The sequence below is a fragment of the Kitasatospora sp. NPDC058046 genome, from assembly GCF_042885595.1.
Lineage (GTDB): Bacteria > Actinomycetota > Actinomycetes > Streptomycetales > Streptomycetaceae > Kitasatospora.
Genome location: NZ_JBHVRS010000018.1, coordinates 113,852 through 136,722, shown reverse-complemented (window position 1 = coordinate 136,722; position 22,871 = coordinate 113,852). Strand labels below are relative to the sequence as shown.

At 73.5% G+C, this 22,871-nt stretch carries 20 protein-coding genes; 10 read left to right on the top strand and 10 right to left on the bottom strand.

Annotated features, from left to right (window positions below; all coding sequences use genetic code 11):
• The first annotated feature begins 494 nt into the window (after positions 1-494).
• Positions 495-2,942, top strand: a complete 2,448-nt coding sequence (gene guaD, locus ACFVU7_RS30760; protein ID WP_388048329.1) for a guanine deaminase — start codon at positions 495-497, stop codon at positions 2,940-2,942.
• 167 nt (positions 2,943-3,109) lie between these two features.
• On the opposite strand, the gene ACFVU7_RS30755 is transcribed toward guaD, so the two are convergent.
• The 4 genes from ACFVU7_RS30755 to ACFVU7_RS30740 all read right to left on the bottom strand — a co-directional run bounded on the left by ACFVU7_RS30755 (position 3,110) and on the right by ACFVU7_RS30740 (position 5,530).
• Positions 3,110-3,814: a DUF1062 domain-containing protein gene (locus ACFVU7_RS30755; protein WP_388048327.1), complete on the bottom strand. Its 705-nt coding sequence runs from the start codon at positions 3,812-3,814 to the stop codon at positions 3,110-3,112.
• Between the two features lie 353 nt (positions 3,815-4,167).
• A complete protein-coding gene (locus ACFVU7_RS30750) occupies positions 4,168-4,689 on the bottom strand; it encodes a DUF6879 family protein (protein WP_388048325.1) in 522 nt (173 codons plus the stop codon).
• 215 nt (positions 4,690-4,904) lie between these two features.
• On the bottom strand, positions 4,905-5,165 hold the full coding sequence (locus ACFVU7_RS30745) for a hypothetical protein (RefSeq protein WP_049649547.1): 261 nt from the start codon (positions 5,163-5,165) through the stop codon (positions 4,905-4,907).
• Entirely contained in the window at positions 5,165-5,530 is a 366-nt protein-coding gene (locus ACFVU7_RS30740; protein WP_117484996.1) for an ATP-binding protein, read from the bottom strand. Before ACFVU7_RS30740 ends, ACFVU7_RS30745 begins: the two co-directional genes overlap by 1 nt.
• 264 nt (positions 5,531-5,794) lie before the next feature.
• Between ACFVU7_RS30740 and ACFVU7_RS30735 the strand changes: the two genes are divergently transcribed.
• On the top strand, positions 5,795-6,658 hold the full coding sequence (locus tag ACFVU7_RS30735; RefSeq protein ID WP_074005365.1) for a helix-turn-helix transcriptional regulator: 864 nt from the start codon (positions 5,795-5,797) through the stop codon (positions 6,656-6,658).
• On the top strand, positions 6,651-6,842 hold the full coding sequence (locus ACFVU7_RS30730) for a DUF397 domain-containing protein (protein WP_388048323.1): 192 nt from the start codon (positions 6,651-6,653) through the stop codon (positions 6,840-6,842). Before ACFVU7_RS30735 ends, ACFVU7_RS30730 begins: the two co-directional genes overlap by 8 nt.
• A gap of 156 nt (positions 6,843-6,998) precedes the next feature.
• Here the strand turns inward: ACFVU7_RS30730 and ACFVU7_RS30725 are convergent, their stop codons facing one another.
• On the bottom strand, positions 6,999-7,844 hold the full coding sequence (locus ACFVU7_RS30725) for a helix-turn-helix domain-containing protein (RefSeq protein ID WP_388048322.1): 846 nt from the start codon (positions 7,842-7,844) through the stop codon (positions 6,999-7,001).
• On the bottom strand, positions 7,841-8,596 hold the full coding sequence (locus tag ACFVU7_RS30720; RefSeq protein ID WP_388048320.1) for a DUF6879 family protein: 756 nt from the start codon (positions 8,594-8,596) through the stop codon (positions 7,841-7,843). The genes ACFVU7_RS30725 and ACFVU7_RS30720 overlap by 4 nt, the downstream gene beginning before the upstream one ends.
• Positions 8,597-8,858: 262 nt before the next feature.
• Between ACFVU7_RS30720 and ACFVU7_RS30715 the strand changes: the two genes are divergently transcribed.
• From ACFVU7_RS30715 to ACFVU7_RS30705, 3 genes are all read left to right on the top strand, one after another.
• A complete protein-coding gene (locus tag ACFVU7_RS30715; protein WP_388048318.1) occupies positions 8,859-9,578 on the top strand; it encodes a DUF5753 domain-containing protein in 720 nt (239 codons plus the stop codon).
• 122 nt (positions 9,579-9,700) lie between these two features.
• On the top strand, positions 9,701-9,859 hold the full coding sequence (locus ACFVU7_RS30710) for a hypothetical protein (RefSeq protein WP_181970350.1): 159 nt from the start codon (positions 9,701-9,703) through the stop codon (positions 9,857-9,859).
• Between the two features lie 3 nt (positions 9,860-9,862).
• Complete coding sequence (locus tag ACFVU7_RS30705) at positions 9,863-11,035, top strand: methyltransferase domain-containing protein (RefSeq protein ID WP_388048316.1); 1,173 nt, start codon at positions 9,863-9,865, stop codon at positions 11,033-11,035.
• Between the two features lie 98 nt (positions 11,036-11,133).
• On the opposite strand, the gene ACFVU7_RS30700 is transcribed toward ACFVU7_RS30705, so the two are convergent.
• The gene (locus ACFVU7_RS30700) at positions 11,134-12,114 is read right to left on the bottom strand and encodes a helix-turn-helix domain-containing protein (RefSeq protein WP_388048314.1); all 981 of its coding nucleotides are present in this window, start codon (positions 12,112-12,114) and stop codon (positions 11,134-11,136) included.
• 113 nt (positions 12,115-12,227) lie between these two features.
• Between ACFVU7_RS30700 and ACFVU7_RS30695 the strand changes: the two genes are divergently transcribed.
• Entirely contained in the window at positions 12,228-12,845 is a 618-nt protein-coding gene (locus tag ACFVU7_RS30695; protein ID WP_388048312.1) for an RICIN domain-containing protein, read from the top strand.
• A 23-nt stretch (positions 12,846-12,868) separates the two neighbouring features.
• The gene (locus ACFVU7_RS30690; RefSeq protein ID WP_380779403.1) at positions 12,869-13,468 is read left to right on the top strand and encodes an RICIN domain-containing protein; all 600 of its coding nucleotides are present in this window, start codon (positions 12,869-12,871) and stop codon (positions 13,466-13,468) included.
• Between the two features lie 120 nt (positions 13,469-13,588).
• On the opposite strand, the gene ACFVU7_RS30685 is transcribed toward ACFVU7_RS30690, so the two are convergent.
• Entirely contained in the window at positions 13,589-14,656 is a 1,068-nt protein-coding gene (locus ACFVU7_RS30685; protein ID WP_388048310.1) for an alpha/beta fold hydrolase, read from the bottom strand.
• A 341-nt stretch (positions 14,657-14,997) separates the two neighbouring features.
• Between ACFVU7_RS30685 and ACFVU7_RS30680 the strand changes: the two genes are divergently transcribed.
• Positions 14,998-17,844: an ATP-binding protein gene (locus ACFVU7_RS30680; RefSeq protein WP_388048308.1), complete on the top strand. Its 2,847-nt coding sequence runs from the start codon at positions 14,998-15,000 to the stop codon at positions 17,842-17,844.
• Positions 17,845-17,928: 84 nt separating this feature from the next.
• Here ACFVU7_RS30680 and ACFVU7_RS30675 read toward each other — a convergent pair whose 3' ends face one another.
• The gene (locus ACFVU7_RS30675; RefSeq protein WP_158077773.1) at positions 17,929-18,102 is read right to left on the bottom strand and encodes a hypothetical protein; all 174 of its coding nucleotides are present in this window, start codon (positions 18,100-18,102) and stop codon (positions 17,929-17,931) included.
• Positions 18,103-18,398: 296 nt separating this feature from the next.
• Here ACFVU7_RS30675 and ACFVU7_RS30670 point away from each other — a divergent pair, with 296 nt between their 5' ends.
• Complete coding sequence (locus ACFVU7_RS30670) at positions 18,399-20,711, top strand: LPXTG cell wall anchor domain-containing protein (protein WP_388048306.1); 2,313 nt, start codon at positions 18,399-18,401, stop codon at positions 20,709-20,711.
• 153 nt (positions 20,712-20,864) lie between these two features.
• Here ACFVU7_RS30670 and ACFVU7_RS30665 read toward each other — a convergent pair whose 3' ends face one another.
• Positions 20,865-22,808, bottom strand: a complete 1,944-nt coding sequence (locus ACFVU7_RS30665; protein ID WP_388048304.1) for a glycerophosphodiester phosphodiesterase — start codon at positions 22,806-22,808, stop codon at positions 20,865-20,867.
• Between the last annotated feature and the right edge of the window lie 63 nt (positions 22,809-22,871).

The following is a 22,871-nucleotide window of genomic DNA, read 5'->3' as shown; positions in this document are numbered from 1 at the left end:
CGATCGTCCGATTCGCTTCTGCCTGCGGATATGCCGGGAATTCACGGCCGCCGGAAACAGGTTGATGTACGTACATCGTCAAGTGGCCTTCGGGCCGCCCTCCGGCCGCCGTCTAGCGCAGGAGCCGCAGGGCGAGGACGTCGCAGCGGACCGGGCTCACCCGGGGCCCTTCTCCTCCACGTCCCGGTGCCGGGTGTCGAGCTCGCGCTCCTTCTGTCCGACGACCCTGTCGCCCCGGGAAGGTGCTCCCCCGCACCGGCGGGGCCGGGCGCGTCGGCCGCCCGGCGCCCACCTATGCCAGTCCCGCCGAAGACCACTCGACCGGCGGAATCCGGCGCGCAGCGCCGGTCGGCCCCTCGTGAGACTGGGAGCGCAGTCGCCTCGCGGCCGATCGGTCCGCACACGTCCGGCCTGCTGTCCGGTGGGGAGCACAGGGAGTCCGGAGCCTCGGACGGGCCTCGCGGCCGCCTCAACCCCCCTTGGGAGTGAGCCCCATGCGAACCTCTGCGTTCTCCGACGACGGACCCGGCGGACCCGACCGCCTCGGCGACACCCGCGACACCCGAGCGGGCGGCGAACCGTCCGCCGGGGCGGCCGGCCGGTGCCGCCCGGCGGTGACGGCCGTCCGGGGCGGCCTGGTGTGGTTCCGCGACGACCCGTTCCTGACGCCCGAGGGCGAGGACGACGGGGACGCGCTCGTCTACGTGGAGGATGGGCTGCTGGTCTGCGAGGACGGGAAGATCGTCGCGGCCGGGGACTACGGCGACCTCGTGCGCGGCCTCCCACCCGACACGAAGATCGTCCACTACCGCGACAAGCTGATCCTCCCGGGCCTCGTCAGCACCCACGTCCACTACGTTCAGACCCGGATCATCGCCGCCTACGGCAACCAACTGCTGGACTGGCTCAGAGCGGACGTCTTCCCGGAGGAGGCCCGGTTCTCCGACCCGGACTACGCCCGCGACGTCGCGGCCCTGTTCTGCGACGAGCTGCTGCGCAACGGCACGACCACGGCCCTGGTCAACTGCGCCACCTACCCGGAGTCGGTCGACGCGCTGTTCGCGGAGAGCGTCGGTCGCGGGATGCGGCTCGCGGCCGGCAAGGTGCTGATGGACAGCGAGGAGTGCGCGGCCCCGCCCGAACTGCTCGACGCCTCCCCCGAGGTGGGCTACGAGCAGTCCAGGGAGCTGATCGAACGGTGGCACGGGGTCGGCCGCAGCATCTACGCCGTCACCCCGCGGTTCGCCGTCGCCTGCACCCCCGGGATGCTGCGCGCGGCCGGGGAGCTCTGGCGGGAGTACCCCGGCACGCTCCTGCAGACCCACCTGGCGGAGAACCAGGCCGAGGTGGCGAAGGTCCACCAGCTGTTCCCGGAGTGCGAGGACTACGTCGACGTCTACGAGACGTACGGCCTGCTCGGCCCCGGCGCGGTCTTCGCCCACGCCGTGCACCTGTCCGAGCGCGAGTGGAAGCGCCTGTACGAGACCGGCAGCGGCGTCGCGCACTGCCCGACGTCCAACCTCTTCCTGGGCTCCGGCCTGTTCGACATGCCCCGCGCCACCGACCCCCTCCGGCGGGTACTGGTCGGACTCGGCTCCGACGTCGGCGGCGGCACCAGCCTCTCCCTGCTCCAGACCGCGGGCGAGGCCTACAAGGTCGGCGCCCTGCGGGACTTCCCGATGACCGGGGTCAAGCTGTTCTACCTGGCGACCGTCGGCTCGGCCTCGGCGATGCGCCTCGACCACCTCGTCGGCTCGCTGGAACCGGGGCACGAGGCCGACTTCATCGTCCTCGACCCGGACGCCACCCCGCTGCTCTCCGCCCGCACCTCCAACGCCGGCTCCCTCGGCGAACTCCTGTTCACCTTCGCGCTGATGGGGGACGACCGCGCCGTCCTGGCCACCTACCTCAACGGCCGGCTCGCCCACGAGCGGGACGCCGACGACGCGCCCACCGGGTCCGGGCGCGAGCCCGTCCGCCGGTTCGACGCCGGCGGGGGGAAGCGGTGGCAACGGACCTCTGAGCGCAACTACATGCGGTGGACGGTCTACGACCCCGAGACCGGCTGGTCGAAGGAACGGGGCACCACCAGCAGCGTCCCCTTCGGTCCCGGCATCGACGTGTACAAGGACTCGCTCTGGTCCCTCGGCACGGGCGGCTGGAAACCCTTCCAGATGATGTGCAACCGCTACCAGAAGGAGGACGACACCTGGTACACCAGGCTCTTCGTCAACGACGTCGAGGGCAACTACGTGCTCGCGTCCGACCAGGTCGCGGTGCAGCACGCCAACGACTTCCTGTACTGCGTGAACCACCGCACCGAGGACGACGCCCGCCTGTGGTGGACGCGCTACAACTCGGAGGGCCCCGAGCATGGTTGGTCCCCGCACCGGCCGGTGGAGGACGACCGGGACGTCGCGGTCCGGTCGACCAACCCGGCCGCGACCACCGTCTACGACGGCCTCCTGTACTGCGTGCACGACGACGAGGACGGCTTCCTGCGGTGGATCACCCACGACACCGCCACCGCGACCTGGGGCACCGACCGGCTGGTCCCCGGCGACATCGAGGTCGCCCGGGCACCCGTCGTCGAACGCTTCAAGAACGACCTGTACTGCGTGCACGACCGCGGCGGGGACGAGCTGTACCTCATCACCTACAACAGCGAGACGGACGAGTGGAGTTCCGACGAGCCCATGGTGGACACCGACGGGAACCCGATCCGCACCGGCTACCGGCCCGCCATCGCCCGGTTCAACGACTACCTGTACTGCGTCTACTTCGTCTACGAGAACGCCTACTACGGATCGCTCTGGTGGACCCGGCTCCACGAACTCGGCGACGAGTGGAGCGTCCCGGAACACATCCCCGACGTCTACTCGAGCTCCGGGCTCGACCTCACGCCCTACTACGGCGGCCTGTACTGCATGCACCGGTTCTGAGCCGGCCCGCGCTGCCCGTCCCCGACGATCAGCCGAGGAAGAATCCCGCGGCCTTGACCGCTGCCGCGGCCGGCCCGCCCGCGCGGGACGCGGGCGGGCCGGATCGGGGACGCGGACGGTGTCGGCGGCCTCCTCGTCCATCGCGAGCAGGCCGTCCGCCCGACCTATCAGATACTGCCGGCCGCCGCGGCCCGGCGTGGGAACTCCCTGCCGGGTGCGGGCGGCAGCCCGGTCCGGGCCGGGGCGGTGGGTTCGGCGGCGGGCGCGTCGGGGGACTTCGCGTGTTTGGCCGCGTCGACGGAACCGGGGCCGTGGATGGTGAGTTCGAAGTCCTGGTGCGCCTTGGCGTCCGGCGCGAACGGCAGGCGGATCCGGCCGTCCGCGACCAGGCGGCGCACCTCGGCCCGGCTCAGGCCGAGACCGAGCTGGAGCAGCCGCTCCACCCGGACCGGCGCGGGCAGCTCGAAGCGCACCCGCACCGGGAGCGGGTTCGGGTCGTCGAGCGCGTACAGCGGCATGCGGGTCTCCAGCTCCCACGTCCCGGTCCAGTCGAGCCGGTACCGGTTCTTCGCCGCGAGCGACGCGCTCATCACCAACTCCCGTACCGCTGCCGGGTCGTTGGTCTCGTACGCCACCAGCCGGGCCGGCTCCAGCATCGAGACGTGGGCGCGCTCGTGGACGGGCGCCTTCGAGGTCCGGTCGCACGTCGCGCAGCTCAGCAGCAGCCAGACGTCGAGCAGCTTGCCGTTCGCGTTGACGCGGATCTTCCCCGAGGCGCGGTGCCGCGTGCCGGGGCAGTCCGGGCAGGGCCGGACGACGGTGGGCAGGGCGGACTGACGCACGGCCCACAGGGCCTTGCGGTCGGTATTCATGTGTGTGGGGTCTTTCAGGACTCAGCAGGAGGGCATGCCGAACTCAGTCGGCGGCTCCCGCTCTCTGACGGATGCTCACGAGGGGCGCGACCGATCGCCCCGGGGCCGGTTCGTCAGGCTCCGAGGTCGATCGCGCGACAGGTACGTACTACGTGGCAGTCATCAAAAGTCCATGCGGGAGATCATGATCGGGACGGCGCCCCGCGGCAACCGGATTTCCCCCCGCCCTCGGCCGGCCCCGCCCACCTCCCGCGCCACCTCCACCGGGCGGGCGCTTGGATCTTCCCGGTCCGTGCGAGTCGCTACCGGGGTGGCAGGGGCTGATGCCGGGACGGCCATGGACGGTCGGTCGGTCAGGCGGGACGGTAGTCCGCGTGCGGCGTCGCCCGTTCCCATGCGACCTCGTAGGCCGCCAGGTACCGCTGGGCCAGGTCCGGATCGGTCCGGACCTCCATACCGGCCTCGGCCCACTGCCCGTTCCCGGCGAAGTGGTGCAGGATCACCACCTCGTCGTCCATGACCCAGCCGTCCAGGCCGGGCAGGAGCAGGTCGCCGGCGCGGGAACGCGGCAGCCACCACACGTCCTCCCCCGCCGCGATGTTCGGGAACGTCACGGCGTACTCGTACCGGATGTAGTCGGCCACCGGCTCGGGGACGACACGCAGTCGGCGCACGGCGACCCCACGGCCGGTCGCCTCGGCCACCACGTCCAGCCGCGACCGCCACCAGGACTCGCGGTCCGCCGGATCGAGCCACCTGCCCTGCTGCCAGGCGATGAACTCGGGGTCGTCCAGCGTGCAGCCGTCGCGCATCTCCGGATGCACCGCCGAGCACCGCGCCCTGGCCGACTGCTCACGAACCGCCGTTGACCTCACTGTCCGGCCGGGGGGATGAACTGGATCACGGCCCTCCGGTGAAGGGCCGCCAAGGGCGTGAAGGAAGCAGTGCCGCAGCCCCCGGCGCGTGGGCGGCGGGGGCTGGCGGGGTCAGGCGTCCTCGTCGGGCGGCGGGGCCGCGCGGAGGGTGGTGACGACGCCCAGGGCGACGATGGCGGTCGCGAGGGCGAGGAGGACGGCGAAGGCCGTCCCGATCAGGTATCGCACGAGGTCCTGCGCTCGGCGTCGAGGAGCAGGGTGAGGAGGTTCAGGAGGGTCGACGCCGGCGCCGTGTTGAAGCGGACGAGGACGCGGCCGTCCATGGTCCGGTCGGTGCCGATCGAGGGGAAGATCAGGCCGAACTCGCGTCCCCGCTCCACGACTTCGTCCAGGAGGGCGCTGATGTGGTCCTCGGTGTAGTAGCGGATCCGGGGGTCGGTCGGCAGCATCGGGTGACGGCCGGGACGGTAGATCATCAGACGGCGCCCTTCCGCAGCTCGAACCAGACGGATTTGGCACGCTCGTGCGGGTCGACGCCCCAGCCGTGGGTGAGGGCGGCGACGAGCTGGAGGCCCCGGCCGGACTCGGCGAGCAGGGACAGCGGCGGGCTGGAGGGCAGGACGGGGCTCTCGTCCGTGACGGAGACCCGGAGGACGTCCCCCTCGGAGATGATCTCGACCAGCGGCGCGGGGGTTTCGGTGTGCCGCCAGGCGTTGACGAGCAGCTCGCAGAGCGCGAGCTGCGCGTCGAAGATCGGGGAGGCGGGCCAGCCGACGCGGGTCATGGTGTTGCGGAGCGTCTGCCGCGCGACCGCGATGGTGGGGGTATTGATGTGACGCATGGGAGTTCTCCCGAGGCGTGAGTGAGGGGGAACCGGCGGAACATGTGTCGCCGTGAGCCAGGCCGGTGGAGAAGGACATGGCTGCTCTGCGGTGCTTGCTAGCAGGCGTTACTGACGATCCGTCGGATCGATGTGAGATCGACCCTAGCGCAGGCCAGTATCCAATTTTCCACTCTTGGGGGAAGTTCACCCTAGGGTGGTAACTGGTGGACCGCCGCTCGACGCGCGCGGCACACTGGCCACACGCACGCCTGGAAGGAAGCCATGCCGCCACGATCGAACCCAACGCTCCGTCAACGCAGGCTTGGCACTGAGCTGCGGAGAATGCGCGAACGGGCTGGCTACGGTGGCTCAGAGTTGGGCCGTATTGTCGGAATGAGTCCGGCTCAGGTCACTCAGATGGAATCAGGACGAATCGGCATCAGTGTCGACCGTCTCCGCACCATCGCCACTGCATGCCATTGCGCCAATCCCCCGCTGGTCGACGCCCTCGCCGAGATGATCGGCGAGCGTGGGCGAGGTTGGTGGGAGGAGTATCGCGAAGTCCTGACGGGAGACTTCCTCGAAGTCGCAGAGATCGAGAGCTATGCCACGGCACTCTCCACCTGCACGACCACCTACATCCCGGGCTTGCTGCAGACCGGCGCCTATGCCTCCGCAGTCTTCACGCGGGTCTGTCCCCCGCTGTCCCATGCGGAGATCGACCTCCGCACCGCCTTCCGCGTGCAACGGCAGCAGATAGTTCGCTCGGGCAAGACTCGACTCCAGGCGTTCGTCCATGAAGCCGCGCTGCGGATGCAGTTTGGTGGTCCCAAGGTCCTTGCCGAGCAGCTCGATGCGCTCCTCAAAGACTCCGAGCACCCGGGGATCTTGATCCGTGTAGTGCCATTCGCTGTCGCCACATTCCCAGGCGCTTCCGAGAACCTCACGTTCGCCAGAGGGCCGATTCCCGAGCTGGACACTGTCCAGATGGATGTTGCCCAAGGCGTCCTGTTCTTCGACTCCCCAGCAGACCTGGCCATGCATCGAACCATCTTCGATCGCTTGGACGACCTGGCACTCTCCCAGGAGAAGTCGCGGGACCTCATTCAATCTGCCAGGAAGGAAGCGGAGAACAGCAATGCCTGAGTCCCACTGGCAGAAGTCCAGCTACAGCGGCGCGACCAATGAGTGTGTGGAGGTCCGTACGGTGAGCGGCGCTGTCGAACTCCGCGAGTCCGACGAGGGCCACCTCACCCTCCGTACCACCCCCATCGCCCTCGCCTCTCTCCTCCACGGCATCAAGGCCGGCGAGTTCGACCACCACGCCTGAACCCTGTGCGCAGGAAGTCGGCCCGCCCGACTTCCTGCGCAGACACCCCACCGGAACCGCTCCGACGCCGTCGTCCCCGGCGCCGGGGACCGTTGTTCGCCGCCCGGCGGATCCTTGCGCTCCGCAAGGGCCCGCCGACAGAGGGCCCCTGCTTCCTCAGTGATCATCACGCGGCACCCGCCAGGACCTGACGATCACCCGGTGTGCCGCCGGACCGTACACGGCGCTCTCCGCCAGCGCGTCCCATGCCCGGATGTGGAGCGCGACGTCCGCCGGATCGTCCAGCCACATCTCCGCGTGCCAGGACTCGGTGATCACCAACGTGCCGTCATGGATCGAGAACCCGACTCCCGCAGGCACTTGCAGATCGGCTTCGAAAGGAACGATTCCCAACCGAACGTTCCCACCCGCCAGCCACGGCATCAAAGCCTTCATCTGGGCGGCCATCACGGCCGGCGAGCAGAGACGGGACAGGAGCGCCCCTTCCCACACCAGGAAGTGGAACGAACGCGAGCGATCGGCGAGCACCCTCTGGCGCTCCATCCGAGCCGCCACCGCCGCCTCGACATCACGGATCGAGGGATGAACCCTGGTGTACCGGGCGAGGACCGCCCGAGCGTACTCAGCCGTCTGCAGCAGGCCGGGAATGAGAGTCGGATCGAACGACTGACGATGCCCGGTCTTCTTTCCCTGCGCGGCATGCGCCTCCTGCACGGGTCGCGCGCCACCCGCGAGCTGGCGCCTCCACGACCGGTACTGCGTCTCCAGCGTCCGTAGTCGGCCCACGAGTTCGGCAGCGGCGTCAGGCCTGCCGACGGCCTCCGCCCACGCGACCAGATCCACTGTGCCGGGCGACTGCCTTCCATTCTCCAACTTGCTGACCTTGGACTGCGGCCAACCCAACAGCGCGGCCAGGGCGCGGCCGGACAAGCCGCTCTCGGTGCGGAGTTCACGCATCCGGGCACCGAGAGCAACCCGTGCCTGCTGAAAGTCGGTGCTCACATAGCGGAAACTACCTGAGCCCGGAACTCCGCGTAGCGCACCGCGTGGTGCCAGGCGGCGTCACGGGCCTGGCAGGCGCGAAGGACCTCCAACGGGTCGGTGACCAGTTCCATGCCGACGGTGCGCTCCCCTTCGAAGTGAAAGCGCGCGACCGTGCGGGAGTCGAAGAGCCAGAAGTCCGATAGCCCGGCCAGCCCGGCGGCGTCGGCGTCCGAGCGCCACATGTACCGGATGTCCTCACCGGCCGCCACGTTGGTTCGGGCGCACGCCAGCAGGTACCGCTGCCCTTCGGTCGGCGGGTTGTCCACCAGCCGGACCCGCTCGAACCGCTTGCCCTTGTCGACCATGCGGCGCACGTTCTCGAACCAGGGGTGCCCGACCTCGCCATCGGTGTCTCCGCTGCGGAGGAACTCGGAGTAGGAGGGCATCTGCTTGTCGGACAGATAGCCGGTCCTCGTCTCCAGCCGCCACGCGGTGTGCTCGAAGCCATCGTTGATGAACTCGGTGATCCTCTGCTGCGGCACGAACTCCGGCACGGTCGTCGACTCCCTCGGCGCGAACCTCACGAGCAGTTCGCGAGGCACGACTACGAAGCCTTCATCCTCCTTCACGTACTTGAGTTGCGCCACATCCTCCGGGTCCGTCACCGCGTATCCCTGCACCAGCACCTCGCCGGTGTCCATGTCCTCGTACAGCGTCGGACAGTCCCCGACACCAGAGGTGCTACCCACTACTTGCAGCCGCCTTGCCATGGTCCTTCTCCTGTCCGAGAGCTCGGAAGACCTCATGATCTACGCCAACTTGCTCTGCATCATGGATGATTCTCGATTATTCTCAGACGTCTCCGAACCGCCATGGCTCCTCGCATCGCGGCACCCTCGCGAGACTCGCCGATTCTTCTGACAGTGCCTCACTCTCGTGGTCCACATAGTCGAGAATCACGAATCCGATACTCGCTCAACATGGTTACCCGGGCGTTCCGGGTAAGACCGACCGACCTTAAGGGGGACGACTGTGAGCCTGAACCAGGAGCGTGCGCCGGTCGGCTACGACGAGATCGAAGCCGGGGCCGAAGGCGTCGGGCAACCCGGAGCGGCGGCCGAGCTGTCGGCGAGGTTGCGCGCCTTCGAGTCAGGGACCCGCTCCTGGCGGCGGCAGTTGGCCGCCGGGCACAAGCCGGTGCAGGACACGCTGACCGCCGAGCACGACCGCTCGACGGTCATGCGCGCGTGGGAGGGCGCCATGGTCGCCGGCATGCTCCAGACGCCCGACTACGCCCGGCACGTCTTCAGCGCATTCGTCGACCTCCACCGGTCACCGCGCGACGTCGAGGAAGCCGTACGCGCCCGCGTCCAGAGGCAGGAGAGCCTGTACCGGCCGGGCCGGAAGTACCACATCGTCATGTGGGAATCCGCGCTGCGCGGTCTGATCTGCCCCCCGGCCGTGATGGCCGCCCAACTCGACCGGCTCAGCGGCGTGATCGGGCTGGACACCGTCTCCCTGGGCATCGTCCCGTTCGAGGCCTCGCTCACCTTGCCGCCGGCCAACGGCTTCTGGATCCACGACGACCGGCTCGTCGTCGTCGAGGACTGGCACGCCGAGCTCTGGCTCGACCAGCCGGACAACGTGGCGCTGTACCGGCGCGTCTGGGACACGCTGGCCGACTCCGCCGTCTACGGCGCCGACGCCCACCGGGTCGTCGCGCGGTGCCGCCGGGCTCTCGGGGACGGGTGAGGAATCCCAGCGGCTCGAATACCCGAGAATCACGCGCCCGCCCTCGAATCGGACACGCCTAACGTGCTCACTGACACCCGTGATCAGCACGGGAGTTGACCGACAGCAAAAAGGGGAAGCGCATGCCCGAGTTCGACGGTGGCAAGCACGGTGGCGGCCAGGGCAACGGCCAGGGCGGCGGTCAGCAGGACGACTCCAGCAGCGGCAACAAGCACGGTGGCGGCGGCAGCGACGAGGGCGGGAACACCTCGGACGGCAGCGGCCCGGCGTCCGGGCACTGAGGCATGAGCGACCGACACGAAGCGGAGGCCGGCCGGGCCAGGCTGGCCTCCGCGCTCATCGCGAACGGGTCCCTCGCCCCCGACTGGCTGGCGTCGTACCACGCCGTTCCGCGCCACTGGTTCGTCCCTGACCTGATCTGGCCGGGCCGGGCGGACGGGGTGCGCCAGGGCGAGTCCGTGCACCGCTTCGCCGATCCGGACGGGTGGTTGGGCGCCGTCTACTCCGACGCGCCGCTCACCACGCAGTGGGACGACGGCGAGCACAGCGGGTTCGACCGCGGCACCGTGCCCACCTCCTCCAGCTCCATGCCGACCATGGTGTTCTCCATGCTCGCCGCCCTGGGCGTGGCGGACGGCGACCGGGTGCTGGAGATCGGCACCGGCACCGGGTGGAACGCCGCTCTGCTCTCCCACCGCGCGGGGGCCGGGAACGTCGTCTCGGTCGAGGTGGACGAGGACAGCGCGGCCGCCGCACGGCACCGGCTCGCCCGCGCCGGGTACCGGCCCCGGCTCGTGGTGGGCGACGGCTCGGAGGGCTTCGCCGACGGCCCGCCGTTCGACCGGATGATCGCCACCTGTTCGGTCCACCGGATTCCGTACGCCTGGATCGAGCAGTCCCGGCCCGGCGCCGTGATCGTCGCCCCGTGGGCGCCCGAGTACGGCGGGGAGGCCGTCGTCCGGCTCACGGTCGGTGACGACGGCACGGCGAGCGGCCGGTTCGTCAGGTCGTCCGCCTTCATGCGGCTGCGCCGGCAGCGGACCGTTCGGCCCGGCAGCCTGGAGTACCTGTCCGGGCCGTGGCCGGCCGACGGGGCGGTCTCGTCGACGGCCCTCTCCCCCGACGCCGTCGGCGGGTGGCCGGCCATGTTCGCCATCGGCGTGCAGGTGCCCGGCGCGTTCCCGCTGACCGAGCGGTACGCCGACGGCACGTACACGCTGTGGCTCCACGACACGGCCGTCACGTCCTGGGCCACCGCCGACTGGGAGCCCGGCCGGACCGCCTACGAGGTGGTGCAGTCCGGCCCCCGCGGCCTGTGGGACGAGGTGGAGGCGGCCTGGCGCTGGTGGCGTCGCCGGGGGCAGCCCGGCTTCGACCGGTTCGGGCTCACCGCCACGCCCGAGGGGCAGACGGTGTGGCTGGACAGGCCGGACAACCCCGTACCGGCGCCGCACTGACCGGAGTGGGAAGTCGGCCCGGCCGACTTCCCACTCCGCGCCCCTCGCCCTCCCCCGGGCGGGGGCGCGACCGGGCGGGGGCGCGACCGGGCGTACGTCTACACCGCTCCGCCGAGCCGCTGGTAGAGGACGTGCCGGGACTGCCGGGTGCGGCTCACGAGGCCGGCCCGGTGGAGGATCTGCAGATGGTAGGAGGCCGTGGCCGGGCTCAGGTACAGCCGCTGCGCGAGCTCCGTCGTGGAACGCGGCTGGCTCAGCTCCGCCAGCAGCCTGCGCCGCATCGCGCCGATCAGCGGGTGGTCCCGCTCGGGCGCCAGGCAGTCCGCCGGCCCGGCCGGGTAGACGATCAGCGGGGTGCGCGGGGCCGGCACGCCGGGCGGCTCGCCCGCGCAGAACAGCGCCCAGTCGACGAAGACGCTCGGTGTCAGGATCACCCCGTCCGCGTCCACCGTCAGCCGGTGGATGCTGCCCGTCCGCAGGTGCACGATCAGCTCGCCCTCGCGCCACTCCAGGTTCGGCGCCAGGTGGTTGAGCGCCTCGGCGAGCCCGGACCGGGCGATCTCCGACGCCCGCGCGGTGACGTCGGCCTCCAGCCTGGCCCGGATCCCCGGCCACGACGTCGCCAGTGCCCCGTGCCAGAACCGCGCCATCTCGTCGGCGAGGCGGCGCGCGACGTACTCCTCCCCCCGCTCCAGGGCCCGCAGCAGCTGCCGCGGCGGCGGGTGGCCGGAACCCCGGTCCCACGCGTGCCCGTTGACGGCTCCCGCCAGTTCGTAGTGGACCCGCTCCCGCGGGGTCGTCGCGATCTGGTGCAGCGCCGTGTCGATGTCGGTCAGGAACGCCGGGGGCTCCGGCCGGATGAAGTCCGGCGCGTACCCGAGCGGACCGCCCCCGCCGACCACGGCCAGCAGCCCCAGCCGGTTGCGGGACAGCGCCTCCGTCGCCCTGGCCCGCCACTGCGGGGTGAGCGTGCCCGGGCTGAAGCCGACGAGGCGCAGCAGGTCCTTCGCCGCGCCCACCGGTGAGACCGCGAACCTGACGCCCCCCAACCCCCGGGCCCCCAGGCGGATCCGGATCACGCGCGCTCCCCCTTCGCCAGCCCCTTCGAAAGAAATCGAATCATTCGATCGGTCGATCGGCTTGGCGTTTGCTGGATTCACCGCACAGTCCAGCCCCGAGAGGAACAGGACCCGTGATCGTTCACAAGAAGCTGGCCGCCGTCGCCGTCGCCACGGCAGCCCTCGTCGTCGGCGCCACCGGCGCGGCGTCCGCCCAGGGCGCCGGGTCCGCCGGTGGTACCGGTGGTGCCGGTCACGTGGTCTGGAGCCAGGGCCAGGCGCCCGGCACCCAGGCGGGCGCCCAGGCCGGCGCGCTCACCGCCGGCCTCTACGTCCGGATCTACAGCCTGTACCGGGGGACCACCGGCCAGTGCCTGGACGCCGACGCCACCAACGGCGGCAACGGCACCCGGGTGCAGGTGTGGGGGTGCAACGGCACCGCCCAGCAGGAGTGGTTCCTGTCCACCGACGGCAGCCTGGAGAACGTGCGGTTCCCGGGCATGTGCCTGGACGCCGACACCAACGGCGGCGGCGGCAACGGCACCCGGGTGCAGCTGTGGCAGTGCAACGGCACCACCCAGCAGAAGTGGTACCACCCGTCCGGGGACCTGGCCATCTACAACGTCCGCTACAACAACGGCAACAACACCGTGCTGGACCGCGACATCAACGTCGCCGGCAACGGCGCCCAGACCCAGCTGTGGGTCAAGAACTTCCAGTCCCAGCAGTGGTGGGACATCCGCACCGCGTGACGCCGACCCGGAGGAGACCACCCATGCCAACCACCGGCCACAGCACAGCGGCCCGCCCCCGGACGAGGCTCGGCACGGGGGCCCTCGGGCTCCTCGCCGCGCTCGCGTTCGCCGTCGGGGCGACGCCGGCCTCGGCGTCGGCGCCGACCGCGACGGGGCAGGGCGGCGGAGCCTCGTCCCCCTCGGTCAGGGACGGGGAGATCGTGGAGCTCTGGAACTACAACAGCCAGCACTGCCTGTCGGTCGGGGCCGGGAGTACGGCGGGCGGGGCCGGGATCATCCAGTGGTCCTGCTACGGCGGCGCCGAGCAGTACTGGGGCCTCTACCCGATGCCGAACTCCGGTGGCGGCTACGAGATCGTGAACAAGAACAGCGGCAAGTGCCTGGCCGATCCGGCGAGTTCACCGAACGCCGGCGTCCAGCTGATCCAGTACGGCTGCGACAAGGGGCCGGAGCAGACCTGGTACTTCGGCTCGAACCCGGACACGGGCTTCGCGCAGATCAGCAACCGGGCGAGCGGCCTGTGCGCCGCGGTCGGCGGTTCGAGCACGACGCCGGGCGCCCCGGTCGTCCAGTGGCCCTGCACCGGCGGCTCCGAGCAGCGGTGGACGACGTCCGGTTGACGGCCGGACGACCGGACGGCCGCCGGTGACCGGGTCTCGCGGCTTCTCCCCCACGAAGCCGCGAGACCCGGCCCGACGCAGCCCGGCCCGACGCAGCCCCGGCGGGCGGCTGCCCGTCCGTCAGAGGCGGTCGGCGTCCAGGACGGCCCGGGCGAAGGCCTCGGGTGCCTCCTGGGGGACGTTGTGGCCGACCTCGGGCAGGGTGCGGTGGAGGTACGGCCCGGTGAAGAGGTCGCGGTAGGAGGCGCCGTCGCCGGGGGCGGTGAAGGGGTCGCGGCCGGGGTCGAGGGTGACGGTGGGCACGGCGATCCGGGGGCGGGCGGCGAGCCGGTGCTCCAGCTGGTCGTAGCGGCGCTCGCCGTCGGCCAGGCCCAGGCGCCAGCGGTAGTTGTGGATGACGATCGCCGCGTAGTCGGGGTTGTCGAAGGCGGCGGCGGTGCGCTCGAAGACGGCGTCGTCGAAGGCCCAGGTCGGCGAGACCTGCCGCCACACCAGGCGACACAGCTCGCGGCGCCTGTCCCGGTCCTCCATGGCGAGGCGCCCGCGTTCGGTGGCGAAGTAGAACTGGTACCACCAGGTGTGCTCGGCGGCGGGTGCCAGCGGCTCCTTCTGCGCCTCGACGTCGGTGATCAGGTAGCCGCCGACCGAGACCAGGGCCCTGACCCGCTCGGGCCACAGCGCGGCGATGACGTCGGCGGTGCGCGAGCCCCAGTCGAAGCCGGCCAGCACGGCCCGCCGGACGCCCAGCGCGTCCATCAGGGCGAGCACGTCGAGGGCGACGGCGGACTGCTGGGCGTTGCGCACCGTGCGGTCGGACAGGAAGCGGGTGCTGCCGTGGCCGCGCAGGTAGGGGACGATCACGCGGTAGCCCCGGGCGGCGAGCAGCGGGGCGACGTCGACGTAGCTGTGGATGTCGTACGGCCAGCCGTGCAGGCAGATCACGGCGGGGCCGTCGGCCGGCCCGTCCTCGGCGTAGCCGACATCGAGCACGCCTGCCCGGACCCGGGCCAGGCGGGAGAAACCGGTCCGGCCGGGCACGGGGGACCCGGCCGGACCAGCGGGGGCGGCAACCCCGGCAACCCCGGCGGCCCCGGCAACCCCGGCGGCCGGCGGCGGGGCGGCCAGGGACAGCGCGGTGGTGCCCGCGCCGAGTCCGACGGCCCTGGTGAAGGTGCGCCTGTCGATCATTCCGGTTCCTCCGCCTTCGCGAACGTGCCGTCCGGGAGCACGAACTGACGGTTCGTCAACGTACCGGACCGCCTCCGGCTGCCGTGGGTGGCGCCCGGGGCCCCGCCGGAGCGGGCCGGACAGGACCGGGTGGGGGCGAGGGGGCCTGGGTTGCGGGTGGGGGCCGGGGTGGGAGGCAGGCGGCGGCGACGGCGCCCCGGCGGCGAGCCCCGGGCGCGGCCACGGCATGATGTGCCCATGGCCTTCGCAACCCTCCTCGGCGAGCGCCGCGCACGTGAACTCGCCGGACGGCCGTGAGCCGGCCGGTCGAGCCGGGATCGCCCGGCGCCGGATTCGCGTTCGTGGGACGTCAACCTGAACTGGACCGTCTCACCGACTCCATGCTCCGCCCGCCCGCCGTCGTCCTGATCGAGGGCGAGGCCGGCCTGGGCAAGTCCCGCCTGGTGGCCGAGGCCGCGGCCCGGGCCGCCGCCGCGGGCCGCCGGGTGCTGACCGGCTTCTGCCACCCGCTGCGCGAGCCGCTGCCCTTCGGCCCGGTGGTGGACGCGCTGCGCGGCGTCGGCCCGTTCCTGCCGCCCGCGGACCGCATCCCGGCGAGTGCCGGGGCGCTGCGCCCGCTGCTGCCGGACCTCGCCGACCGGCTCCCGCCCCCTCCCCCGGGCGCCCCCGGCGAGGGCCCGCCGGGGCTGCGGCTGCTGGTGCAGGCGGTGCGGGCGCTGCTGGGCGCGCTCGGTGAGACCGTCCTGGTCGTCGAGGACCTGCACTGGGTGGACGACGCGACCCGCGAGCTGCTCCTGCTGCTGGCCCGGGACGTGCCGCCCGGCCTGGCCCTGGTGCTCACCTACCGGGCCGAGGACCTGCCGCCGGACACCCCCGTGCTCGGCGCCGCCTACCGGCGCCCGGCCGGGGTGGGCGGCGCGCTGCTGCGGCTGTCCCCGCTCGCCGAGGCCGAGGTGCACGAACTGGCGCGGGCCGCGCTCGGCCCGCGCGCGACCGCGGCCCTCACCCGGGTGCTGTTCGAGCGCAGCGAGGGCCTGCCGCTGGTCGCCGAGGAGGACCTGATCACGCTGGGCGAGCGGCGCGGCGCGGACGCGCTGACCACCGCCGCGGACCTGGCCGCCGACCTGGAGCAGTCCGAGGTGCCGCGCGGCCTGCGCGACGCCGTCACCGAGCGGCTGGCCGTGCTGTCCCCGGACGCGGCCGCGATCGCCTGCGCGGCCGCGGTGCTCGGCGTGCCGGCCGGGGAGGAGCTGCTCGCCGCCGTGGCCGGCCTCGACGCGCAGGCCGCAGCGGACGGCCTGACCGAGGCGCTGCGGGCGGCGGTGCTCAACGAGAAGCCGCTGGCCCGGTACGGCTTCCGGCACGTCCTGGCGCAGCAGGTGGCCTACCGGCGGCTGCCGGGGCCGCGGCGCGGCGCCCTGCACCGGCGCGCGGTGGCGGCGCTGGGCGCGCGCGAGCCGAGGCCGCTGGTGCAGATCGCCCATCACACCCTGGCGCTGGGCGACCGGGCGGCCTGGCAGGAGGTGGCGGAGGCCGCCGCCGACCAGGCGGTGGCGCTCGGGGACAGCGGCAGTGCCGGGCCGCTGCTGCGCCGGCTGCTGGACGAGCCGGACCTGGACCCGCGCCGGCGCGGGCGGGCGGCGCTGGCGCTGGCGCGGATCGCCGCCGACGGGGTGGACTCGCTGGCGAGCGCCGCGACGCTGACCGCGATCATCGCCGATCCGCGGCTGCCGGTGCCCGACCGGGGCGAGATCCGGCTGTCGCTGGGCTTCCTGATGGCCGTGCACGGCGGGGACCGGGCCGGTTTCGACCGGATCGAGGAGTCCTTGGAGGAGCTGGAGCAGCGCCCGGACCGGGCGGCCCGGGCGATGGTGGCGCTGGCCATGAACGAGCGCGACGGCGCCGGGGAGCGCGCCTGGCAGTGGCTGGAGCGGGCCGAGCGGGTCCTGGCGGCGAGCCCGGACGAGGAGGTCGCGGCGGCCGTACGGGCCACCCGGCTGACCTTCCTGGCCCGCGAGGGCGACCCGTCGGTGTGGGAGCGGCTGGAGGCGCTGCCGCGCAGCTCGGAGCGGCCGGAGATCGTCCGGCAGACCACCCGCGCGCTGTACAACGTGGGCGAGATCGCCGTCGAGCTGGGCCACGACCGGCGGGCCGCGCGGCTGTTGGAGGAGAGCCGGCGGCTGGCCCGGCAGGCGGCGATCCCGTACCTGGAGTGCTACAGCCGGATCGCGCTGGCGCGGCTGGACGGGCTGGCCGGGCGGTGGGAGGGGCTGGAGGAGCGGCTGGCCGCGCTGGGCGCCGAGTTCCCGGACCTCGCGATGGCCGGCATCGAGCAGGCGCTGCTGCTGGGCCGGCTGGCGGCCGCGCGCGGGCAGCTCGCGGTGGCGTACGCCCGGTTCGCGGAGGCGGAGCCGTACGGGGAGCGGGAGTCGCAGGTGACCGGGGCGCTGCGGGTGGCGGCCGGGCCGGCGGCGCTGCTGCTGGCGGAGGGCGACGTCGCGCGGGCGGCGGCGGTGGTCGCGCCGGCGTTGGACACCCTGCGCGCGGCGGGGGCCTGGCCGCGGGCGGCGGAGCTGCTGCCGGTGGCGGTGGAGGTGCTGCTGGCCGGGGGCGACCGGGCGGGCGCGGCGGAGCTGGCCGGGCAGGCGGGGGCGGGCCTGGAGGGCCGGGACGCCCCGGCCCCCCTGGCGGCGCTGGCCTTCGCCCGGGGCCTGCTGCTGGCCGACGGGGGCGACCCGGCGGGCGCGGGCGCGGAGTTCGTGCGCTGCGCCGGGCTGTGGCGGGAGATCGGGCGCCCGTACGAGGCGGCGCGGGCGGAGGAGCGGGGCGCCGCGGTGTCGGCGGGGGTCGACCGGGCGGCGGCCGGGGAGCTGATCGGCGCCGCCGAGCGGGCCTACCTGGCGCTGGGCGCGGCCTGGGACGCGGCCCGCTGCCAGCGGCTGCGGCGCGAGCTGGGCCTGGGGCGGGCGGCCTCGCCGGGGCGGCGCGGCTACGGCGAGCGGCTGTCGCCGCGCGAGCGGCAGGTCGCGGCGCTGGCGGCGCAGGGCGCGGCGAACCAGGACATCGCCCGGGCGCTGTTCCTGTCGACCCGTACGGTCGAGCACCACGTGGCGAGCGCGCTGCGCAAGCTGGGGGTGGGCCGGGCGGGGCTGGGCGAGGCGCTGGCCGCGGAGGACGGGGCCTCCTGAGGAAAAAGGGGGTCCCGCCCGCTCCCTCAAGAGGCGGGACCCTGTCCGTGGTGTCGGCCGTGCCGGTGGTGGGTGGGTGGCCGGTCAGCCGTGCCGGTGGTGGCCGGCGCGCTCGACGAGCCGGGAGAGCCGGGCCAGGCGGGCCAGGCCCGGGCGGCGCAGGCCGCTGCCGCTGCGGCGGGCGGGCAGGACCAGTCCGGGGTCCGGGGCGGTGAAGTGCGCGTCGGCGTAGAGCCGCAGGCGTTCGCGACGGGTCATGGGGGCGACCTCCGGGGGGTGAGGGGTCGTCGGCTTGGGCGGGTTCCAGGAAACCGGCTGGGCCGGGGCGGGAACAATGCGTACCGCTACCCAATCCCCCGTACCGAATCCTGGGTACCCACCGCTCCCCCGGAGCGGCGGACGGCACACCCCGGAGCGGCGGACGGCACACCCCGGGCCGTCCGGCCACCGGTGCTGACCCGGGCGGGTGAAGAAACCACCCGTCAGGCTTCGATTCCCGCCGGCGCAGGTACGAGGTTCTGCTGTCCGTGTCGCCTCCCGACAGCGAGGTTCCCGTGTCACCTGTCCGACGGCTGCGGCCGCGTCCACCGCACGTCCTGTCCGCGCTGCTGGCGGTGGTGCTCGGTGCGGGCGCCGCGGCCCTGGCGCCGCCGCTCGCCGCGGGGGCGCCGCACACCGGGCACGCCCGGGCGGCCGCGAAACCGGCGGCCAGGGCCGCCGAGGCCGCCGCGCCGAAGCCGCGCGGGGCCGGGACGCAGCGTCCGATCGGCCCGGACCCGGTGGTCGACCTGCTGGCGCACGGCAACCTCACGATGGCCTCCAACTCGGTGCTGACCTGCGACGACAGCGACGGCACGGTCTGCTCGGACACCGAGGGCTCGAACAACGGCCGGACCAAGTTCATCAAGGTCGACCCGAACGCCCCGGGCCCCAACGCCGCCTCCGCGCAGCTGCTGCTGCCGGCCGGGGCGAACGTGCTGTCCGCCCGCCTGTACTGGCAGTTCAACCCGACCAACACCAGCACCGCGGGCGGCACCTCCGGGGACATCAACAAGGGCAACCAGGTGTCCTGGAAGGTCCCGGGCGCGAGCGGCTACCAGCAGGTGACCGCGGACACCTACGACTGGTTCGACCAGAAGGTCGGCGGGAACCCGCCGGAGCCCCTGCTGGCCGGCGGGGCGGTCAAGGACGTGACGGCCGAGGTCCGGGCCGCCGGCCCGGGCAGCTACACCGTCGCCGACATCCAGGCGTGCGCCGGCCGCTCCTCCGCGCAGAACTACGGCGGCAACAACGTCGGCTGCTGGGGCGGCTGGTCGCTGGTCGTCGCGTACGAGGACCAGGCCGAGCCGCTGCGCTACCTCCAGGTCTGGGACGGCTACCAGCTGCTGCGCGACCCCGACAACTCGACCACGCTGACGCTCGGCGGCATCCGCACCCCCGCCACCACGGCCCCGCGGGCCACCATGGGGATCACCGTGGGCGACGGCGACGCGCCGATCGCCGGGGACACCCTGGCGGTCGGCTCCACGCCGGAGAACCTGACCCTCCTGCCGATGCCCGGCCCCAACGGGGTCGGCACCGACAACGCGTTCACCAGCCGGATCGACCACGTCGCCGCGGACGGCACCGGCACCAACATCACCACCCGCGACCCCGACCCGGTCAACAACTACGGCTACGACGCCCGGATGATCGACGTCACCGGCAAGATCCCGGCCGGCAGCGAGCAGGCCCTGGTCCGGATCAGCGGCGCCGGCGACGCCCTGGAGCCGCAGGCCGCCTGGCTCGCCCTCGACGCCCTCGAACCCGACCTGCGGATCACCAAGGCCAACACCCCGCCGGGCAGCCCCGACGACAACCCGCCCGGCCTGGTCGGCCCCGGCGAGACCATCACCTACACCTTCTCGGTGGCCAACCGCCGCCAGGACGGCAGCAGCACGGACCTCGACACCGCCACCGGCGTCACCCTGACCGACACGATCCCGGCCGGCACCACCTTCGTCCCCGCCTCCAACCCGGCCTGCCAGGCCGGCGGACAGACCGTCACCTGCACCGTCCCCGACCTGCCCCCGGGCGCCGAGGCCAACGTCGCCTTCCAGGTCACCGTCGACGCCTCGACCGCCGTCGGCACCCACCTCGACGACACCGCCACCCTGCGCTTCGAGGGCAGCCAGACCCGGCGGGCCCAGGAGCGCACCAGCAACACCGTGCGCAACACCGTGGCCGCGGTGCCCGGCTACACCGTCCTCAAGACGGCCACCCCCACCACCGCCAAGCCCGGTGACACCGTCCGCTACCGGATCCAGGTCACCAACACCAGCCAGGTCGACGCCCCCGGCGTCACCCTCACCGACGACCTGGCCGGCGTGCTGAACTCCGCCGCCTACGGCAACGACGCCGCCGCCGACCGCGGCCAGGTCCAGGTCTCCGGGACCACGCTGACCTGGAGCGGGGACCTGCCGGTCGGGGCCACCGCGACCATCACCTACTCCGTCACCGTGCGCTCCACGCTGACCGCCGACGCCGTGCTGCGCAACGCCGTCACCTCCACCACCTACGCGAACAACTGCGCGCAGGGCTCGACCGACGCGCGCTGCCGCACCGAGGTCCCGGTCACCGTGCCCAGCCCGAGCCCGTCGCCGAGCCCGTCGCCCAGCCCGAGCCCGACGTCCTCGCCGAGCCCCGGCCCGACGACCTCGCCGCAGCCGAGCCCGAGCCCGACCCACGCTCCGCCGCCCGGCCACGGCGGCGAGCTGCCCGAGACCGGGAGCAACGCGGCCACGGTCCTGCCCTTCGTCGGCCTCGCCGCGCTCGGCGCCGTCGCGGCGGGCCTGCTCCTGCTGCGCAGGAGCCGCCGCACCCGCTGAGCCCCGCACCCGCACCCACACGACCCCACGGCCGCGCCCACGCCCCCCGCGTGGGCGCGGCCCCGTGCTGTCGTCCGCCACCGGGCACGCCGCGGCCCCGCACCGCCGACGGGGGCGGTGCGGGGCCGGGGCGGTACGGGGCCGGGGCGCCGGTCAGCCGCGCGGGGCGGTGTCCAGGGCGCGGGCGTCGGCGGCGATCAGGCCGGCCCGGTCGGCGACGACGCCGCGGCCGGCCTGGTCCTCGGCCCAGGCGGCGAGCGGCTGGTACTGGCCCTGGCCGAGCATCGTGGTCAGGGTGGCGACGGCGTTGCGGTCGGCGCCGGAGGTCAGCACCAGGGCGGCCAGGCCGGTGGGGGTGGCGGCGACGGTGAACCCGGTGGTGGTCTCGGCGCGGCCGCCGGGGCCGGTGGCCTCGGCGCGCAGGGTGTGCCCGCCGAGCGGGAGGGCGGTGGCGTCCAGGGCGGTGCCGGGCGCCAGCTCCTTGCCGTCCAGGGTGAGGCGGACGGTGTCGGCGCCGGTGGACTGGACGGCGGTCACCGGCCGCGCGGCGCGGTCCAGGGTGGCGCCGGCGGCCGGGGAGGTGATCGCCACGGTGGGCGCGGCGGGCCGGACGGGGGTGCCGCCCTGGAGCCAGGCGCTGTTCCAACCGGCGAGCTCCGCCGGGCGGTTGGTGATGACGCCGTCGACGCCGGCGGCGTCCAGGGCCTTCCAGCGGGCGGCCGAGTCGACCGTCCAGACGTTGACCGCGACGCCGGCCGCGTGCAGGTCCTTCACCACGTTCGGGCGCGCGGCGAGGCCGGCGTCGGACGGGTTGTAGGCGGACAGGCCGAGGTCGCGGGCGACCGCCACCGGGTCGGCGTCGAAGTCGCCGCGCAGCAGGCCGAGAGGCAGCTCGGGGGCCAGCTCGCGGGTGTAGCGCAGGGCGTCGACCTCGAAGCTCTGGACGAAGACCCGGCCGGTCATGCCGTGGTCGCGGACCTCCTTGACGATCCGGGCGACCTCGTCGCGGCTGTGCTGGCCCTTGATCTCCAGCAGCAGGTTGCCGCCGCGGGTGCGCAGGTCCTCCAGCTGGGCGGCCAGGGTGGGGACGCGGGCGCCGGCGTAGGCGGGGCCGAACCAGGAGCCGGCGTCCAGGGAGTCGATCTGGGCGGCGGTCAGGTCGCGGATGCGGCCCTTGCCGTTGGTGGTGCGGTCGACGGTGTCGTCGTGCAGGACGTAGGGGACGCCGTCCTTGCTGGGCTGGACGTCGTTCTCGATCCACTCGGCGCCGCCGCGGCGGGCGATCTCGTCGGAGAGCAGGGTGTTCTCGGGGGCGGCGGAGGAGGCGCCGCGGTGGGCGAAGACGGTCAGCGGCGCGCCGGCCGGGCGCAGCCAGCCGCCGGGGGCGAGCGCGGTGACCTTGAGGTCGTCGAAGGAGACGGTGGAGCCGTTGACCACCAGGGCCTGGCCGCCGTCGGCGCTGCGGGCGACCAGGGTGGTGCGCAGGGCCTCCTTGCCGTCGAATATCCAGAGGGCGGTGGTGCCGTGGACCTCGACGGCGATGCGCACGTCGCGGCCGGTGCCGGCGGCGGTGGGGGCCGCGGCGGTGTTGGTGACGTTCCAGACGTTGGCGGGGGTGCGCTGGGCGAATTCCAGGCCGTTGGCGGCGGTGGTGCCGGTGCGCATGGTGGCGATCGACCAGGGGGTGACGCCGGACGCGGGGACGTCCAGGCCGAGGGCGGTCCAGCGGGCGCTGTCCTGGACGCTCTCGAAGCGGGCGGTGGCCTCGATGCGGAAGTCGTCCAGGTGGCGGCCGAAGGTGATCCGGCTCTGCTGCCCGGAGTTGGCGGAGGTGCCGACCAGGCGGCCGCCCTCGACCTTCCAGTCGCCCTCGACGGCGGTGAAGCCGGCCGGCAGGGCGGGGCCGGAGAAGTGCTCGTCGAGGACGACCTCGCCGGGGGCCGGGGCGGCGCCAGCCGCGGCGGCCGCGGGGGCGGCTTCGGCGGAGACGGCGCTGGGGACGTTCAGGGCGACGGCGGCGAGGCCGAGCGAGGCGGCGACGGCGGCGGCGAGCAGGCCGGTGCGGCGGGCCGAGCGGGGGCGGTGACTCTGTGTCATGCGCCGCAGGTTAGGGGCGATTGCCGAACCGGGCGCCACGATTCCGGGAACCGTTCGTGGCCG